We start from the raw sequence: 17,250 nt of genomic DNA, 5'->3' as shown, positions 1-17,250 counted from the left end.
CTCGGTTATCAACCGGGGCTTTTTTTGGCCCTGAGTTTATTGAATTGTTCTTTTTGTGATCTTGATTGTAGTACAACATTAACTGATTGTACTACATTGTCGCCAAGGCAAAGGCGAAAGGCCTCACGTTTGTACTGCAAAAGTGAGGCGAAATTCAGCGGTCGCGGTAAAGTAGTGATGGACTTACAGAGCACAAGGACTCTCCATGACTCTCAATAAAACCGATCGCATTGTCATCACGCTGGGTACACAGATTGTGGGTGGCAAATATGTTCCCGGCTCGCCGCTGCCGGCAGAGGCAGAACTGTGTGAGGAGTTTGAAACCTCCCGCAACATCATCCGGGAAGTGTTCCGCTCGCTGATGGCGAAGCGGCTGATTGAAATGAAACGCTATCGCGGCGCGTTTGTTGCCCCGCGTAACCAGTGGAACTACCTCGATACCGATGTTCTGCAGTGGGTACTGGAAAACGATTACGACCCGCGGCTGATTGGCGCCATGAGCGAGGTACGAAACCTGGTAGAACCGGCTATCGCCCGCTGGGCGGCAGAGCGCGCCACCTCAGGTGACCTGGCGCAGATTGAGTCGGCGCTGAACGACATGATCGCCAATAACCAGAACCGTGAGGCATTTAACGAGGCGGATATTCGCTACCACGAGGCGGTACTGCAGTCGGTGCATAACCCGGTGTTACAGCAGCTTAGCGTGGCGATCAGCTCGCTACAGCGAGCAGTATTTGAACGTACCTGGATGGGTGATGAGGCCAATATGCCAAAAACGCTCCAGGAACATAAAGCGCTGTTCGATGCGATACGGCATCAGGACGGCGATGCGGCAGAGCAGGCGGCGCTCACCATGATTGCCAGCTCAACACGAAGGCTGAAGGAAATCACATGACATCACGCTACATCGCAATTGACTGGGGATCGACCAATCTGCGCGCCTGGCTGTACCAGGGCGAGCAGTGCCTGGAGAGCAGGCAATCAGAAGCAGGCGTGACGCGTCTGAACGGAAAAACCCCCGAGGCGGTGTTAGCAGAGGTGACACAAAACTGGCGCGACAGCGCCACGCCCGTGGTGATGGCGGGGATGGTGGGCAGCAACGTGGGCTGGAAAATCGCGCCTTATCTGCCTGTTCCTGTCTCTTTCTCCGCCATTGGCGAGCAGTTAACGTCCGTTGGCGACAATATCTGGATTGTTCCCGGTTTGTGCGTCTCGCGCGACGATAACCATAACGTGATGCGCGGCGAAGAGACACAGCTGCTCGGTGCGCGCACGCTTTCTCCTTCTTCTGTCTACGTCATGCCCGGCACGCACTGCAAGTGGGTCCGGGCAGATGCAGAGCATATCCACGATTTTCGCACCGTGATGACCGGCGAATTGCACCATTTGCTGCTTAATCATTCGCTGTTGGGGGCCGGTTTACCGGAGCAGGTTCCGTCGCCGGAGGCGTTTGCTGCTGGCCTTGATCGTGGGATCGCTTCTCCTGATGTTTTGCCGCAACTTTTTGAGGTTCGCGCCTCGCACGTGCTGGGAAATCTCCCGCGCGAGCAGGTCAGCGAGTTTCTTTCTGGCCTGCTGATTGGCGCAGAAGTCGCCAGCATGCGTGAGTTCGTCGGGCGCGAGCAGGCTGTCACGATTGTCGCTGGTGCAGCGCTGACGTCGCGCTACGAGCAGGCGTTTCGCGCGATTGGCCGTGAAGTATCAACGGTATCCGGTGACACGGCATTTCAGGCAGGAATAAGGAGCATCGCTCATGCAGTGGCAAACTAGTCTTCCCCTTATCGCAATCTTGCGCGGCATTACCCCCGACGAGGCGCTGGCGCACGTCGGTGCCGTGATCGACGCTGGATTCGACGCGGTGGAAATCCCGCTCAACTCCCCCGAATGGGAAAAAAGTATTCCGACAGTGGTGGAGGCCTTTGGTGATAAAGCGCTGATTGGCGCAGGAACCGTCTTGCAGCCGGAGCAGGTGGAGAGGCTGGCAAAGATGGGCTGCAAGCTCATCGTCACCCCCAACATCAACCCCGAGGTGATCCGCCGCGCGGTGAGCTATGGAATGACCGTGTGTCCAGGATGCGCGACGGCAACCGAAGCCTTTACCGCCCTCGATGCGGGTGCGCAGTCGCTCAAAATTTTCCCCTCTTCAGCCTTTGGTCCTGACTATATCAAAGCACTGAAAGCGGTCTTGCCCGCCAGCGTGCCGGTCTTTGCCGTGGGCGGCGTGACGCCAGAAAACCTGGCGCAGTGGATTAACGCCGGTTGTGTGGGCGCGGGGCTGGGCAGCGATCTCTATCGCGCCGGACAGTCCGTTGAGCGTACTGCGCAGCAGGCGGCAGCATTTGTGAAAGCGTATCGAGAGGCAGTGCAATGAAAATAACCAAACTCACCACGTACCGTTTACCCCCGCGCTGGATGTTCCTGAAAATTGAAACCGATGAAGGCGTGGTTGGCTGGGGCGAACCGGTGATAGAAGGGCGCGCGCGCACCGTGGAGGCCGCGGTGCATGAGCTGGGGGAATACCTGATTGGACAGGATCCGGCACGCATTAACGACCTGTGGCAGGTGATGTACCGGGCGGGCTTTTATCGCGGCGGTCCAATCCTGATGAGCGCCATCGCCGGTATTGACCAGGCGCTGTGGGATATCAAAGGCAAAGTGCTGAATGCCCCGGTCTGGCAGCTGATGGGCGGCCTGGTACGCGACAAAATCAAAGCCTACAGCTGGGTGGGTGGCGACCGTCCTGCGGAAGTGATCGACGGCATTACGCAGCTGCGCAATATCGGCTTCGATACTTTTAAGCTCAACGGCTGTGAAGAGATGGGCGTGATCGACAACTCGCGCGCGGTGGACCGGGCGGTGAATACCGTGGCGCAAATCCGTGAAGCTTTCGGTAATGAGATAGAGTTTGGTCTGGATTTCCACGGACGCGTCAGTGCGCCAATGGCCAAAGTGCTGATTAAAGAGCTGGAGCCCTATCGTCCGCTGTTTATTGAAGAGCCCGTGCTGGCCGAGCAGGCGGAATACTATCCGAAACTGGCTGAACAGACCCATATTCCTATCGCCGCGGGTGAACGCATGTTCTCGCGCTTCGAGTTTAAACGCGTGCTGGAAGCAGGCGGTATTGCGATCCTGCAACCGGATCTCTCCCATGCGGGCGGCATCACTGAATGCTACAAAATTGCCGGGATGGCGGAAGCCTATGATGTGGCGCTGGCACCGCACTGTCCGCTGGGACCTGTTGCACTTGCGGCCTGCCTGCACGTGGATTTTGTCTCCCGCAACGCCGTGTTCCAGGAGCAGAGCATGGGCATTCACTATAACAAGGGCGCGGAACTGCTCGACTTTGTGAAAAACAAAGAAGACTTCAGCATGGATGGCGGTTTCTTCAAACCATTAATGAAGCCGGGCCTTGGCGTGGACATTGACGAAGCCAAAGTCATTGAGCTCAGTAAAAATGCGCCGGACTGGCGTAACCCGCTGTGGCGTCATGAAGATGGCAGCGTAGCGGAATGGTAAATGCGCGTCATACTTCGCGCTGGTGATGCGTTGGCTGCGTTTTCTTACCCCGGTCACATACTATTGTATGCTCCCGGGGATGCGAAAACTTGCCGCCTTCCCCCAGCACGAATTATTTAGCGCATTCTGTTTACGTTTTTAATTAAAAAAACCAAATACACCCTCTGTAAATTACAGGGCATGGTGAGCGGCTTCGCTATGCCCAAAATCTGGAGACAGATTGCGATGGATATTCCAGTTACTGCTACCAAGACCGGGCGTCGCCGCTACCTGACGCTAATCATGATCTTTATTACTGTGGTCATTTGCTACGTTGACCGCGCCAACCTTGCCGTGGCATCGGCCCATATTCAGGAAGAGTTTGGGATCACCAAAGCGGAAATGGGCTATGTCTTCTCGGCGTTTGCCTGGCTTTATACGCTATGCCAGATCCCCGGCGGCTGGTTCCTCGACCGCGTGGGGTCGCGTCTGACCTACTTCATCGCCATTTTAGGCTGGTCTGTGGCGACCCTGTTCCAGGGCTTCGCGACCGGGCTGATGTCGCTGATTGGCCTGCGTGCTATCACCGGCGTTTTCGAGGCACCCGCGTTCCCCACCAACAACCGTATGGTCACCAGTTGGTTCCCGGAGCATGAACGTGCCTCTGCGGTGGGCTTTTACACCTCCGGGCAGTTTGTCGGCCTGGCGTTCCTGACCCCGCTGTTAATCTGGATCCAGGAGCTGCTAAGCTGGCACTGGGTGTTTATCGTCACCGGTGGGATCGGCATTATCTGGTCCCTGATCTGGTTCAAGGTCTATCAACCGCCGCGTCTGACAAAAAATATCACCAAAGCGGAACTGGACTACATCCGCGACGGTGGCGGCCTGGTAGACGGCGATGCGCCAGTGAAAAAAGAGGCGCGTCAGCCGCTGACCCGCGCGGACTGGAAGCTGGTCTTCCATCGTAAGCTGGTGGGGGTTTATCTCGGTCAGTTTGCGGTTACGTCGACGCTGTGGTTCTTCCTGACCTGGTTCCCGAATTACCTCACTCAGGAAAAGGGGATTACCGCGCTGAAGGCGGGCTTTATGACCACCGTGCCGTTCCTTGCCGCATTCTTTGGCGTGCTGCTCTCGGGCTGGCTGGCGGATAAGCTGGTCAAAAAAGGCGTCTCATTAGGTGTTGCGCGTAAAACGCCGATTATCTGCGGGCTGCTGATCTCAACCTGTATCATGGGCGCCAACTACACCAACGATCCGGTGTGGATTATGACCCTGATGGCGCTCGCGTTCTTCGGCAACGGTTTTGCCTCTATCACCTGGTCGCTGGTGTCATCTCTGGCGCCGATGCGTCTGATTGGCCTCACCGGTGGTGTGTTTAACTTCGTCGGTGGACTCGGCGGGATCACTGTGCCGCTGGTCATCGGCTACCTGGCGCAGGACTACGGCTTTGGCCCGGCTCTGGTCTACATCTCCGCCGTGGCGTTGATTGGCGCGCTCTCCTACATCCTGCTGGTCGGCGACGTGAAACGAGTAGGCTAATCCCTTCGGATGTTTTACCCTGATGCGATAACTGCGCATCAGGGTATCCCATGAAACAAATCACCTTCGCTTCCCGCAACCATCAGCTCACCAATATCAATACCTGGACACCGGACAGCCAGTGGCTGGTCTATGATGTGCGCCCGTCCGGGGCATCGTTCACTGGCGAAACCATTGAGCGGGTAAACGTCAGGACGGGCGAGGTTGAGGTGATTTATCGTGCCACGCACGGCGCGCATGTTGGCGTGGTGACCGTTCATCCTGCACAAGACAAATACGTCTTTATCCACGGCCCGAAAAACCCGGATGCAGACTGGCAATACGATTTTCATCATCGTCAGGGCGTGATTGTCCATAACGGCCAGGCGAGCAACCTCGATGCCATGGATATCACCGCGCCCTATACCGCAGGCGCACTCCGTGGCGGCAGCCATGTCCACGTCTTTAGCCCGAACGGGCAGTTCGTCAGCTTTACCTATAACGACCATGTGTTGCATGAACGCGATCCAAAGCGCGATTTACGTAACGTTGGCGTCGCCGCACCTTTTGGCCCGGTCATCCCGCAGGGCAACCATCCTCATGAATATCCGGGCACCTTCTGGAGCGTGCTGGTAAGCCGCACGACGCTGAACCCACAGCCGGGCAGCGATGAGATCAACCGCGCCTATGAAGAGGGCTGGGTGGGCAACGGCAGGCTGGCGTTTATTGGCGATACCCTGTCTGTGAAAGGCGAAAAAGTGCCTGAACTGTTTATTGTCGATCTGCCCAAAGACGAGCAGGGCTGGAAACAAGCAGGCGATGCGCCATTGCAGGGCACGCCAGAGACGATGCCAGCACCGCCTGCTGGCGTGCTGCAGCGCCGTCTGACCTTTACCCATCAAAAGGCGTATCCGGGGCTGGTGAACGTGCCGCGCCACTGGGTGCGCAGCAACCCGCAGGGTACGCAGATTGCTTTTCTGATGCGTGATGACAACGGCATTGTCCAGCTGTGGCTGATCTCACCGGAGGGGGGCGAGCCGCGTCAGTTAACGCATACCGAAAGCGGTATCCAGTCGGCATTCAACTGGCATCCTTCGGGCGACAGTCTGGGATTTGTGCTGGAAAATCGTATCGCCTGCTGCGATGCGCAGACCGGAGAAGTCACGTTTTTGACGTCCGATCACGGCAATCCGCCGTCTGCCGATGCGGTCGTCTTTTCCCCGAACGGGCGCGCTATTGCATGGATGGAGGAGAAAGAGGGTTTCCGCCAGCTGTGGCTAACGGAAACCGCACAGGATTAGCGTCGCGGCATCTCGGCGGGCGGGATAACGGCGTTGGTTGCCAGATTTTGCTGCTCGCTTTTCTCAACGCGCGAGCGTACGGAACTGTCCGTGCGGAACATATCCCAGGGCAGCAAAAGCGTATCGGCCACTGCCGTGAACGGCATATCGAGGATCACCAGGGATTTGGTGCCCCAGTTCGTGTCATCATCGGAGATCATCGCCGCGCTGGCGCGCGTCCCCGGATATGTTCCTTCTTTACCGCCGGTGTGAGACATCACGCTCGAACACCCGCAAAGTAAAACCACCCCGCTGAACATCGTCAGCTTAATCAGAACATTTTTCATCATCACTCAGTCATCGTTAATGGCACTGCATAGACCTGCAACTCTGGGTTATAGCGAGCCTTGTTGAAAATGAATAGCCCAATAACCCCGCACTGTGGCAGCCATCGCAATTTAACCCTTTGTGCTGTTGTCCCAGTCTAAGCGAGAAGCACAAAAGTGCAAAAAAAAGTGCGAACGTCGCGGTTGAAAACACCGGTTCCAGACCCATTTTAAGAATGTAACCCGATAACGAGCACGCCTGATGGGTGTTCGGGGGCGCAATGGCCTGTCCATGGTGGAAGGCTAAAATTTCTCGCTGATTTCAGGAGCTTTTATTTATGCGTAACTTCGATCTTTCCCCGCTATACCGTTCTGCAATTGGTTTTGACCGCCTGTTTAACCATTTAGAAAATAACCAAAGCCAGAGCAACGGCTACCCTCCATACAATGTTGAGCTGGTTGATGAAAACCACTACCGCATTGCCATTGCTGTCGCCGGTTTTGCAGAGAGCGAACTGGAGATCACCGCGCAGGACAACCTGCTGGTGGTGAAAGGTTCACATACGGCTGAGCAGAAAGAACGTACCTACCTTTACCAGGGCATCGCCGAGCGCAACTTTGAACGCAAGTTCCAGTTAGCGGAGAACATTCACGTTAAAGGCGCGAACCTGGTCAACGGTCTGCTGTTTATCGAGCTGGAACGTGTGATTCCGGAAGAGAAAAAACCGCGCCGTATCGAAATTAATTAATGCCGCGGGTCGCGTCAGCGGCCCACTCAGAATTGCTTGCCGAACCGGGAGCATATGCGAATCCACAAGGATTTGCAGGAACAACTGTGCACAAAAATAAACTGTGCCGAACTCGCTTCTCAGAAGGAGATTTAGTATGCGTAACTACGATTTATCCCCCCTGCTGCGTCAGTGGATTGGTTTTGACAAACTGGCTAACGCCCTGCAAAGCACCACTGAGCACCAGACGTTTCCGCCGTATAACATCGAAAAAAGCGACGATAACCACTATCGCATCACGCTGGCGCTGGCCGGGTTCCGCCAGGACGATCTGGATATCCAGCTCGAAGGCACGCGTCTGACCGTGAAAGGGTCGCCGGAAAAACAAGAAACCGAGACCAAATGGCTGCATCAGGGGCTGGTGACTCAGCCGTTTAGCCTGAGCTTTACCCTGGCAGATCATATGGAAGTCTCCGGCGCGACCTTTACCAACGGGTTGCTGCATATTGACCTGGTCCGTAACGTGCCGGAAGCCATCGCGCCACAGCGTATCGCCATTAGCGAGCGGCCGGCGCTGAATAGCTAATGCTGTGCGGGCTGGTGCCCTCACCCCCAGCCCTCTCCCACAGGGAGAGGGTGAAAAGTTAAAGCCCTGCCCCGGCAGGGCTTTTTTGTGCGCCATCACCCATACAACGCCCTTTACCTCTGAGAGAATCCTTAACATAACTAAGGTTATGCAAGGAAGTGGATCATGAGTGATATCGCGTTAACCGTCAGCGTGTTGGCCCTGGTCGCTGTTGTTGGATTATGGATTGGCAACATCAAAATCCGTGGCGTCGGGTTTGGGATCGGTGGGGTGCTGTTTGGCGGCATTTTTGTCGGGCACTTTGCTGACAAACTCGGGCTGGTTCTCAGCGCCGATATGCTTCACTTTACGCAGGAATTCGGCCTGATCCTCTTCGTCTATACCATCGGCATTCAGGTCGGGCCGGGCTTTTTTGCTTCCCTGCGGGTTTCCGGATTACGCCTCAATCTGTTTGCCCTCGGCATCGTCGTAATGGGCGGGCTGGTCACCGCTATCCTGCATAAACTCTTCGCAATTCCGCTGCCCGTGGTGCTGGGCATTTTCTCCGGGGCCGTGACTAACACGCCCGCGTTGGGTGCGGGCCAGCAAATCCTGCGCGATTTAGGTATCGAACCCGGCATTGTCGACCAGATGGGGATGAGCTATGCCATGGCCTATCCGTTCGGGATTTGCGGCATTCTGCTCTCCATGTGGCTGGTTCGGGTGCTCTTTCGCATTAACGTCGACAAAGAGGCGAAGGACCACGAAACCACGCTTACCAACGGCCATATGCCGATCAAAACCATCAACATTCGCGTCGATAACCCCAATCTGAACAACATGGCGATTCAGGACGTGCCGATCCTGAACAGCGCCAATATCATCTGCTCGCGCCTGAAACGTGACGAAATGCTGATGGTGCCCGCGCCTGGCACCATTATCCGGCAAGGCGATCTGCTGCACCTTGTCGGGCAGCCCGGGGATTTAAACAACGCGCGGCTGGTGATTGGTCAGGAAGTGGATACCTCGCTCTCTACCCGCGGCACCGACATGCGCGTGGAGCGTGTGGTGGTAACTAACGAGCACGTTCTGGGCAAGAAAATACGCGATCTGCAGGTAAAAGAACGTTACGACGTGGTTATCTCTCGTCTCAATCGCGCCGGTGTTGAACTGGTCGCCAGCCCGGAAGCCAGCCTGCAGTTCGGCGATATTCTTAACCTGGTCGGGCGTCCGTCGTCCATTGACGCCGTGGCGGATATGGTCGGTAACGCTCAGCAAAAACTGCAGCAGGTACAAATGCTGCCGGTGTTTATCGGTATCGGGCTGGGCGTGCTGCTTGGCTCCATTCCGCTGTATATACCGGGGTTCCCGGTGGCCCTCAAGCTGGGTCTGGCGGGTGGGCCGCTGATTATGGCGCTGATCCTTGGGCGAATCGGCTGTGTCGGTAAGCTCTACTGGTTTATGCCGCCGAGCGCCAACCTGGCGCTGCGCGAGCTGGGCATTGTGCTGTTTCTGGCGGTCGTCGGGCTAAAATCCGGTGGCGATTTTGTCGATACCCTGGTCAGGGGGGAAGGGATGAGTTGGGTCGGCTACGGCATCTTCATCACCGCGATCCCGCTGCTGACGGTCGGCATACTGGCGCGAATGTTCGCTAAAATGAACTATCTGACGCTCTGCGGCATGCTGGCGGGGTCAATGACGGATCCACCGGCGCTGGCCTTTGCCAATAGCCTGCACGCCACCAGCGGCGCGGCGGCGCTGTCGTACGCTACGGTCTATCCGCTGGTCATGTTCCTGCGCATCATCACCCCGCAGCTACTGGCGGTGCTGTTCTGGGGGATGAGTTAGCAGGTCGTCCGGGTGGATGCGCCGCAGATGGTAGTCCACCTGGTAATCACTGGTATTTCGGAACATCACGGAATAGTTAAGGAACTCGCCGCTGTCGCTGTAGGAGAGAGAGGTAATGCGCAGCAGCGGCGTTTGCTCCGGCAGGTTCATGTAACCAGCGAGTTGTTTATCGGCCAGTACCGGCGTCAGGCTCTCGTAATTGCCGCTGATTGTAATTCCGCACTCCTTCTCGATGTAATCAAACTTTGACCCTTCCAGATGCGCCAGCGAGAGGTTGCGAAACAGCTTCACGGGCATAAAGCTGTCCTCCAGCATCAGCGGTTTTCCGTCCACGTAGCGCACCCGGCGGGAAAAGTAGATCCGCTCATCCACCTGGATCCGCAGCTGGCTGGCGATGGCGGGCGGGGCGGGCATCACTTCAAACTGCAACACCTTGCTCTGTACCTCTTTGCCCTGCTGACGCAGTACCTCCACCAGCCCGGTGAGGTTGGTGGTTTCATGGTGCACATCTTTGCGTGCTACAAACGTCCCGCTGCCGTGCCGCCGCTCAACCAGCCCCCAGCTCACCAGCAGATCCAGCGCCTTGCGAATGGTCATGCGCGCCACGCCAAACTCCTGCGCCAGCGCTTTCTCACCCGGAATGGGGCTGCCGATGTTGTAGTCCGATGAATTCAGCCGTAGCCGTAATCGATCGGCAATGGATTTGTAGATCACCAGTAGACCTCTCTGCCAGTATCAGGGTGTGGATTGCATCCTGACATGTCCATATTTACATCGAAAAGTAGACCTGATTGGTCAAAATAAAACCATGAATGCGATCACGAATCGCAGCGGCACGCCATGTTCGCGCATCAGTAAGTTCTTATGCTCACCTCAGGCCAGCACAAAACCATAAAGGCCTCTCTCCCCTACAGGTTGTTACGTGAGGATTTAAAAATGCTCAGTCAAATACAACGTTTTGGTGGTGCCATGTTTACCCCGGTGTTGCTGTTTCCCTTTGCCGGGATCGTGGTGGGAATCGCCATCATGCTTCGCAATCCGCTTTTCGTGGGCGAAGCCTTAACGGCTCCTGATAATCTGTTCGCGCAGATCGTGCACATCATTGAAGAGGGCGGCTGGGCGGTGTTCCGCAATATGCCGCTGATTTTTGCCGTTGGCTTACCGATTGGTCTGGCGAAGCAGGCGCAGGGCCGCGCCTGTCTGGCGGTGCTGATAAGCTTCCTGACCTGGAACTACTTCATCAACGCGATGGGGATGACCTGGGGCCACTTCTTTGGCGTCGACTTTTCCGCCGAACCGACGGCGGGAAGCGGGCTGGCGATGATTGCCGGGATCAAAACCCTTGATACCAGCATTATTGGGGCCATTGCGATTTCAGGTATTGTCACTGCGATCCATAACCGTTTTTTCGAGAAACCGCTGCCGGTTTTCCTGGGCATTTTCCAGGGCACCTCGTTTGTGGTGATAATCGCGTTTTTCGTCATGATCCCCTGCGCCTGGCTCACGCTGCTGGGCTGGCCGAAAGTGCAGATGGGCATTGAGTCCCTGCAGGCGTTCTTACGCTCCGCCGGTGCGCTTGGGGTATGGGTATATACCTTCCTGGAACGCATTTTGATCCCAACCGGGCTGCACCACTTCGTCTACGGTCCGTTTATCTTTGGCCCGGCCGCTGTTGAGGGTGGGATTCAGGTCTACTGGGCGCAGCATCTTCAGGCGTTCAGCCAGAGCACGCTGCCGCTGAAAACCCTGTTCCCGGAAGGCGGTTTCGCGCTGCACGGCAATTCAAAAGTGTTTGGCTCGGTCGGGATTGCGCTGGCGATCTGGTACACCGCATCAGCGGAAAATCGCGTCAAGGTCGCGGGCCTGCTGATCCCGGCCACGCTTACCGCCGTGCTGGTGGGGATTACCGAACCGCTGGAATTTACTTTCCTGTTTATCTCGCCGTTGCTGTTTGCCATTCACGCCGTGCTGGCGGCCACCATGGCGACGGTGATGTACACCTTTGGCGTGGTGGGCAACATGGGCGGTGGCCTGCTGGACCAGTTCCTGCCGCAAAACTGGATCCCCATGTTCCATAACCACGCTTCAACGGTATTCACCCAGATTGGCATCGGCGTCTGCTTCACCGGCCTTTACTTCGTGGTCTTCAAAACGCTGATTGAGCGTCTGAACCTCAAAACGCCGGGCCGTGAAGAGAGTGAAATCAAACTCTACAGCAAGGCGGACTATAAGGCGGCGCGCGGACAAACCACCGCCCCGGCTGCCGCCAGCCAGCAGGTCGGGCAAGCCGCCGGATTTCTGCAGGCGCTGGGCGGCGCGGCCAACATCGAAAGCATCAACAACTGCGCCACCCGCTTGCGTATCGCGCTGGTCGACATGGCGCAAACCCAAAGCGATGAGGTCTTCAAAGCCCTGGGTGCACATGGCGTGGTGCGACGCGGCAACGGCATACAGGTGATCGTTGGCCTGCACGTTCCCCAGGTGCGCGACCAGCTGGAATCGCTGATGAAAACCCCTTTAACGAATGAACAAACCACCCTGACAGAGGCTATATCATGAAAAAATTCTCAGTTGTCATTGCAGGCGGCGGCAGCACCTTTACGCCTGGTATCGTCCTGATGCTGTTAGCCAACCGTGACCGTTTCCCGCTGCGAGCCCTGAAGTTCTATGACAACGACGGCGCACGTCAGGAGACTATCGCCGAGGCGTGCAAAATTATCCTTAAGGAACAGGCACCGGAGATTGAGTTTAGCTACACCACCGATCCAAAAGCGGCGTTTACCGATGTGGATTTCGTGATGGCGCACATTCGTGTGGGCAAATACCCGATGCGTGAAAAAGATGAAAAAATCCCGCTGCGTCACGGTGTGCTGGGGCAGGAAACCTGCGGCCCGGGTGGGATCTCTTACGGCATGCGCTCCATCGGCGGCGTGCTGGAACTGGTGGATTACATGGAGCAGTACTCACCGAATGCGTGGATGCTGAACTACTCCAACCCGGCGGCGATTGTGGCGGAAGCGACCCGTCGCCTGCGCCCGAATGCCAGGATTCTTAACATCTGCGATATGCCGATCGGCATAGAAGGGCGCATGGCGCAGATTGTCGGCCTGAAAGACCGCAAGGAGATGCGCGTGCGCTACTACGGTCTGAACCACTTCGGCTGGTGGACATCGATTGAAGATCTGAACGGTAACGATCTGATGCCGAAACTGCGCGAATATGTGGCGAAAAACGGCTATGTACCGCCTTCTGACAATGCTCATACCGAAGCGAGCTGGAACGATACCTTCGCCAAAGCCAAAGACGTGCAGGCGCTGGATCCGGACACCATGCCAAACACCTATCTGAAGTATTACCTGTTCCCGGACTATGTGGTCGCGCACTCAAATCCTGAACGGACCCGTGCCAATGAAGTCATGGATCACCGTGAGAAGCACGTGTTCAGTTCGTGCCGGGCGATTATTGAAGCCGGAAAATCTTCTGCCGGTGAGCTGGAGATTGACGAACATGCGTCGTACATCGTCGATCTGGCGACGGCGATTGCCTTTAATACCCAGGAGCGGATGCTGCTGATTGTGCCAAACAACGGGGCCATTCATAACTTTGATGCCGACGCGATGGTGGAAATTCCGTGTCTGGTGGGCCATAACGGGCCGGAGCCGCTCACCGTGGGCGATATCCCTCACTTCCAGAAAGGGCTGATGAGCCAGCAGGTGGCGGTGGAAAAACTGGTGGTGGATGCCTGGGAGCAACGCTCGTACCAGAAACTCTGGCAGGCGATCACCCTGTCGAAAACCGTACCAAGCGCGTCTGTTGCCAAAGCCATTCTGGATGATCTGATCGAGGCCAATAAGGATTACTGGCCAGAGCTGCATTAACCCTCCTGACCGGCATCGCCTGATGCCGGTCTCCTTGTCCTGGCCGATTTACGCTATGCTGAAGCCTGCCTGCAGCATGACAAGGAGCCTTCATGAAAATTTCCCGCCTCGGTGAAGCCCCGGACTACCGCTTCTCGCTGGCCAATGAACGTACATTTCTGGCGTGGATCCGTACCGCGCTGGGCTTTCTGGCCGCCGGCGTCGGTCTTGATCAGCTCGCGCCTGATTTCGCCACGCCGTTGATTCGTGAAGTGCTGGCGCTGCTGCTGTGCCTGTTTGCGGGCGTACTGGCGATTTACGGCTATCTGCGCTGGCTGCGTAACGAAAAGGCGATGCGCCTGAAGCAGGATCTGCCCTATACGCGCGGGTTGCTGATTATCAGTGCGATTTTGCTGACGGTGGCGGGCGTGGTGATGGTACTGGTGTTCTATGGCGGATAGCCGCAAAGCGCGACGCGAAGCGGACCCCGGCCTGCAGCCGGAGCGGACGTCGCTGGCGTGGCTGCGTACGCTGCTGGGGTATGGCGCGCTGATTGCCCTGGCGATTAAGCACAACTGGCACCGCACGGGAGTGCCCTTCTGGATCTCACTGGTTGTGCTGGCGATGGTGGCCATCATTTTATGGCGCTATACCCGCAGCCGTAACGTGATGGACGTGGCGCAGGACGATTTTGTGCAGCCGAAGGCGGTGCGGGATAAGTTCCTGATTGCGTTGGCTGTACTGTCTCTGTCTTTACTCTTTGCAATTACACACATTCAGCAAATTGTGAGCTTATAAGCCCGGTGGCGGCTGCGCCTTACCGGGCCTACGGTTAACGGCCTTTTGCTAAATACTTCGCCATCTCGTCTTCCGGCACCATGCCGCCGCCGGTCGCCCACACCAGATGGGTGACGTTGGCATCAGCCTGAACACGCAGCGGCCCGGCCATGCCCGCCAGCGCCGATGGCTCCAGACGGATCCCTTCCTCCTGCGCCAGCCAGCCGAGCATGTCGTACATGCTTTGATCGGACAGGGTATAGAACCCGTCGAGCAGACGTTCCATCGCACGGCCCACAAAGCCTGACGCGCGTCCTACCGCCAGCCCGTCCGCCGCCGTCACGTTGTCGATACCCAACTCCTGCACGGCAATCTCATCGTGCAGGCCGGTATAAACCCCCAGCAGCATGCACGGGGAGTGCGTTGGCTCGGCAAAGAAGCAGTGGACGTTGTCGCCAAACGCCAGCTTCAGACCAAATGCCACGCCGCCAGGACCACCGCCGACGCCGCACGGCAGGTAGACATACAGCGGATGCTCTGCATCCACCACGCGGCCCTGTTCGGCAAACTGCGCCTTCAGGCGCTCACCAGCAACTGCATAGCCCAGGAACAGGGTGCGGGAGTTTTCGTCGTCGATAAAGAAGCAGTTCGGGTCGCTTTCCGCTGCTTTTCGTCCTTGTTCCACCGCCACGCCGTAATCCTGCTCATATTCCACAACGGTGACGCCATGGCTGCGCAGTTTGGCTTTCTTCCACTCGCGGGCGTCGGCGGACATATGCACCGTCACCGTAAAGCCAATGCGTGCGCTCATGATGCCGATGGACATCCCGAGGTTGCCGGTTGAACCCACCGCAATACTGTACTGGCTAAAGAAGTCTTTAAAGCGCGGTTCCAGCAGGATGCTGTAGTCATCTTCAGTGCTCAGCAATCCCGCTTCCAGCGCCAGCTTTTCTGCGTGGGTCAGTACCTCATAGATGCCGCCGCGCGCTTTAATCGAGCCGGAGATGGGCAGATGGCTGTCTTTTTTCAACAGCAGCGTGCCGGGAATGGCCTTGCCAGATTCCTTCTCCAGCCGTTTTTTTCATTGCCGGAATAGCAACCAGCTCAGACTCGATAATCCCGCCCGTTGCCGCGGTTTCCGGGAAGGCTTTCGCCAGATACGGCGCGAAGCGGTTGAGGCGCGCACGCGCGTCATCCACGTCGGCTTTGGTCAGCCCGACGTAAGGCAACCCTTCGGCAAGCGAGGTGGTGCGCGGGTTAAGCCAGGTGGTCTCTTTCAGGGCAATCAGATCCTCAACCAGAGGAAACTGTGCGGTTAAAGCAGTGATAGTTGCGTTTTCCATAATACGTCTCGTCGTGCTCAGATAATGAAAGAAAGCAGGAATGTGCCGCCAAGTGCAAGCACCGAGGCGATAAACGTCGCCGTCGTATAGTATTTGAAGGTCTCATTAAGGGTCGCGCCGCAGTATTGCTTTACCAGCCAGAAGAGCGAATCGGTCACGATCGTGCAGCCAATAGCGCCGGAACCGATGGCAATCGTGATGATCTCCGGGCTTACGTTCGGGTAGAGCGGCAGCATCGGCGCCACTATCGCCGTCGCACCCATCATCGCGACCGTAGCGGAGCCTACAGCGGCATGCAGCACCAGCGCCACCAGCCAGGCGAGCAGGATCGGATGCATGTGCAGGTTCGAGAGAATATGTGCCAGCGAATCTGCCAGCCCGCTGGTTTTGAGAATAGCGTTGAACGCGCCACCGGCACCAATAATCAACAATATGTTCGCGATAGAGCCAAAGCCGTGCTCCGTATGGGTCAGCATTGCGCCCATGCCCATATGCTGGCGGATCCCCAGCAGGTAGTAGGCGACAAATACAGCGATAAACATTGCGGTGATCGGGTTGCCGATAAACTCCAGCAGGGTATACAGCGTGCCATCCTTCGCCATATTGAGCTCAGCGAGGGTCTTCACCAGCATCAGAACAATCGGCAGCAGCACCGTAAACAGCGTTGCACCCAGCGACGGCAGGGTTTGCTCCTCCCGCACCTTCAGGTCGGAAAATTCTGCCGGAACCGGTTTATATGGCAGACGGTTGCCGAGCAGTTTCAGGAACAGCGGGCCACCGACCAGAGATGCCACCAGACCCACCAGCAGACCGTAGACAATCACCGTCCCGACGTCCGCACCTAATTTGTTGGTGACAAACAGCGCAGCCGGATGCGGCGGTACCACGCAGTGCACCGCCATCAGTGCGGTACAGAGCGGAATGGCAAGCTTAAGCAGCGACGTATTCGTCTTTTTGGCGATGGAAAACGCCAGCGGGATCAGCAGTACCACGCCCACTTCCACGAACAGCGTAATACCGCAGATAAGACCCACAAGCACCATAATGACGTCCGCTGACAGCCAGCGGCAGCGCTGTAGCGTGATCCCGATGCGCTCCGCCGCACCGGAGACTTCCATCATCTTACCCAGAATGGTACCCAGGCCGATGACGGCTGCCAGGAAGCCCAGCGTACCGCCAATCCCGCTTTCAATGGCGTTCACCATATCCAGCGGGCTCATCCCCATCATCGCGCCGACGAAAAAGCTCGCCAGCAGCAGTGCGAGGAACGGGTGAAACTTCAGTTTTACGATGGTTAAAACAATCAACACAATGCTGACAAGCAGCGTTACCACAACCCAGACCGGCGATCCCATATCTCACCTCACCCTTATGTCATCTGTGGGTATTGGACGAAAAAACGGCATGAGCTGACAAACGATAAAAATTGCCGTTCAGATGAGCCAGATTGGATCAACTGAGTGACTGAACTCAAAAAAGCGCACTTATTTCGCTGTTGGTTCACATAAATTCA

General features: G+C 56.8%; 16 protein-coding genes, 1 pseudogene and 1 other annotated feature. Of the genes and pseudogenes, 13 read left to right on the top strand and 4 right to left on the bottom strand.

Features of this window, described 5'->3' with window-relative positions; genetic code table 11:
* Positions 1–205: 205 nt before the first annotated feature.
* The 6 genes from dgoR (at position 206) to NQ842_RS00755 (ending at position 6,314) form a co-directional block, all read left to right on the top strand.
* Positions 206–895 carry a D-galactonate utilization transcriptional regulator DgoR gene (dgoR, locus tag NQ842_RS00780; RefSeq protein WP_003861109.1) on the top strand — a complete coding sequence of 230 codons (690 nt, stop codon included), beginning with the start codon at positions 206–208 and terminating at the stop codon, positions 893–895.
* A complete protein-coding gene (locus NQ842_RS00775) occupies positions 892–1,770 on the top strand; it encodes a 2-dehydro-3-deoxygalactonokinase (RefSeq protein ID WP_257256415.1) in 879 nt (292 codons plus the stop codon). Before dgoR ends, NQ842_RS00775 begins: the two co-directional genes overlap by 4 nt.
* The gene (locus tag NQ842_RS00770) at positions 1,754–2,371 is read left to right on the top strand and encodes a 2-dehydro-3-deoxy-6-phosphogalactonate aldolase (RefSeq protein ID WP_020685439.1); all 618 of its coding nucleotides are present in this window, start codon (positions 1,754–1,756) and stop codon (positions 2,369–2,371) included. The genes NQ842_RS00775 and NQ842_RS00770 overlap by 17 nt, the downstream gene beginning before the upstream one ends.
* Complete coding sequence (gene dgoD / locus NQ842_RS00765; RefSeq protein ID WP_014830036.1) at positions 2,368–3,516, top strand: galactonate dehydratase; 1,149 nt, start codon at positions 2,368–2,370, stop codon at positions 3,514–3,516. Before NQ842_RS00770 ends, dgoD begins: the two co-directional genes overlap by 4 nt.
* Before the next feature lie 180 nt (positions 3,517–3,696).
* Entirely contained in the window at positions 3,697–5,034 is a 1,338-nt protein-coding gene (locus NQ842_RS00760; RefSeq protein WP_161496901.1) for an MFS transporter, read from the top strand.
* A 50-nt stretch (positions 5,035–5,084) separates the two neighbouring features.
* Positions 5,085–6,314, top strand: coding sequence for a DUF3748 domain-containing protein (locus NQ842_RS00755; RefSeq protein WP_257256414.1), 1,230 nt, complete (start codon positions 5,085–5,087; stop codon positions 6,312–6,314).
* Here the strand turns inward: NQ842_RS00755 and NQ842_RS00750 are convergent.
* Complete coding sequence (locus NQ842_RS00750; protein WP_020685435.1) at positions 6,311–6,643, bottom strand: YceK/YidQ family lipoprotein; 333 nt, start codon at positions 6,641–6,643, stop codon at positions 6,311–6,313. The genes NQ842_RS00755 and NQ842_RS00750 overlap by 4 nt on opposite strands.
* A gap of 248 nt (positions 6,644–6,891) precedes the next feature.
* Positions 6,892–6,964, top strand: a sequence feature (ROSE (Repression Of Heat Shock gene Expression) occurs in the 5'-region of heat shock genes and acts as an RNA thermometer to modulate expression.).
* Here NQ842_RS00750 and ibpA point away from each other — a divergent pair.
* The 3 genes from ibpA to NQ842_RS00735 all read left to right on the top strand — a co-directional run bounded on the left by ibpA (position 6,958) and on the right by NQ842_RS00735 (position 9,760).
* Positions 6,958–7,368: a small heat shock chaperone IbpA gene (gene ibpA, locus NQ842_RS00745; RefSeq protein WP_006177605.1), complete on the top strand. Its 411-nt coding sequence runs from the start codon at positions 6,958–6,960 to the stop codon at positions 7,366–7,368. (Overlaps the previous feature by 7 nt.)
* Before the next feature lie 136 nt (positions 7,369–7,504).
* Positions 7,505–7,933, top strand: a complete 429-nt coding sequence (ibpB, locus tag NQ842_RS00740) for a small heat shock chaperone IbpB (RefSeq protein ID WP_013094790.1) — start codon at positions 7,505–7,507, stop codon at positions 7,931–7,933.
* 165 nt (positions 7,934–8,098) lie between these two features.
* Positions 8,099–9,760: a putative transporter gene (locus NQ842_RS00735; RefSeq protein ID WP_013094791.1), complete on the top strand. Its 1,662-nt coding sequence runs from the start codon at positions 8,099–8,101 to the stop codon at positions 9,758–9,760.
* Here the strand turns inward: NQ842_RS00735 and NQ842_RS00730 are convergent.
* The gene (locus tag NQ842_RS00730) at positions 9,728–10,474 is read right to left on the bottom strand and encodes a GntR family transcriptional regulator (protein WP_013094792.1); all 747 of its coding nucleotides are present in this window, start codon (positions 10,472–10,474) and stop codon (positions 9,728–9,730) included. The genes NQ842_RS00735 and NQ842_RS00730 overlap by 33 nt on opposite strands.
* Positions 10,475–10,696: 222 nt before the next feature.
* Between NQ842_RS00730 and NQ842_RS00725 the strand changes: the two genes are divergently transcribed.
* From NQ842_RS00725 to NQ842_RS00710, 4 genes are all read left to right on the top strand, one after another.
* The gene (locus NQ842_RS00725; protein ID WP_014830043.1) at positions 10,697–12,319 is read left to right on the top strand and encodes an alpha-glucoside-specific PTS transporter subunit IIBC; all 1,623 of its coding nucleotides are present in this window, start codon (positions 10,697–10,699) and stop codon (positions 12,317–12,319) included.
* On the top strand, positions 12,316–13,638 hold the full coding sequence (locus NQ842_RS00720; RefSeq protein WP_047360532.1) for a 6-phospho-alpha-glucosidase: 1,323 nt from the start codon (positions 12,316–12,318) through the stop codon (positions 13,636–13,638). The genes NQ842_RS00725 and NQ842_RS00720 overlap by 4 nt, the downstream gene beginning before the upstream one ends.
* Before the next feature lie 92 nt (positions 13,639–13,730).
* The gene (locus NQ842_RS00715; protein ID WP_014068263.1) at positions 13,731–14,078 is read left to right on the top strand and encodes a YidH family protein; all 348 of its coding nucleotides are present in this window, start codon (positions 13,731–13,733) and stop codon (positions 14,076–14,078) included.
* Entirely contained in the window at positions 14,068–14,415 is a 348-nt protein-coding gene (locus tag NQ842_RS00710) for a DUF202 domain-containing protein (protein WP_046888835.1), read from the top strand. Before NQ842_RS00715 ends, NQ842_RS00710 begins: the two co-directional genes overlap by 11 nt.
* Positions 14,416–14,449: 34 nt before the next feature.
* On the opposite strand, the pseudogene dsdA reads toward NQ842_RS00710, so the two are convergent.
* Together dsdA and dsdX are read right to left on the bottom strand one after the other, a co-directional pair.
* Positions 14,450–15,737, bottom strand: a pseudogene (gene dsdA, locus NQ842_RS00705) (D-serine ammonia-lyase).
* A gap of 17 nt (positions 15,738–15,754) precedes the next feature.
* On the bottom strand, positions 15,755–17,092 hold the full coding sequence (gene dsdX / locus NQ842_RS00700) for a D-serine transporter DsdX (RefSeq protein ID WP_046888833.1): 1,338 nt from the start codon (positions 17,090–17,092) through the stop codon (positions 15,755–15,757).
* Positions 17,093–17,250: the final 158 nt, after the last annotated feature.

Origin of the sequence: Enterobacter cloacae complex sp. R_G8 (genome assembly GCF_024599795.1) — a bacterium.
Lineage (GTDB): Bacteria > Pseudomonadota > Gammaproteobacteria > Enterobacterales > Enterobacteriaceae > Enterobacter > Enterobacter dissolvens.
Note: the sequence above shows the minus strand (reverse complement) of the source record. Positions and strands in the feature narration are given on the sequence as shown.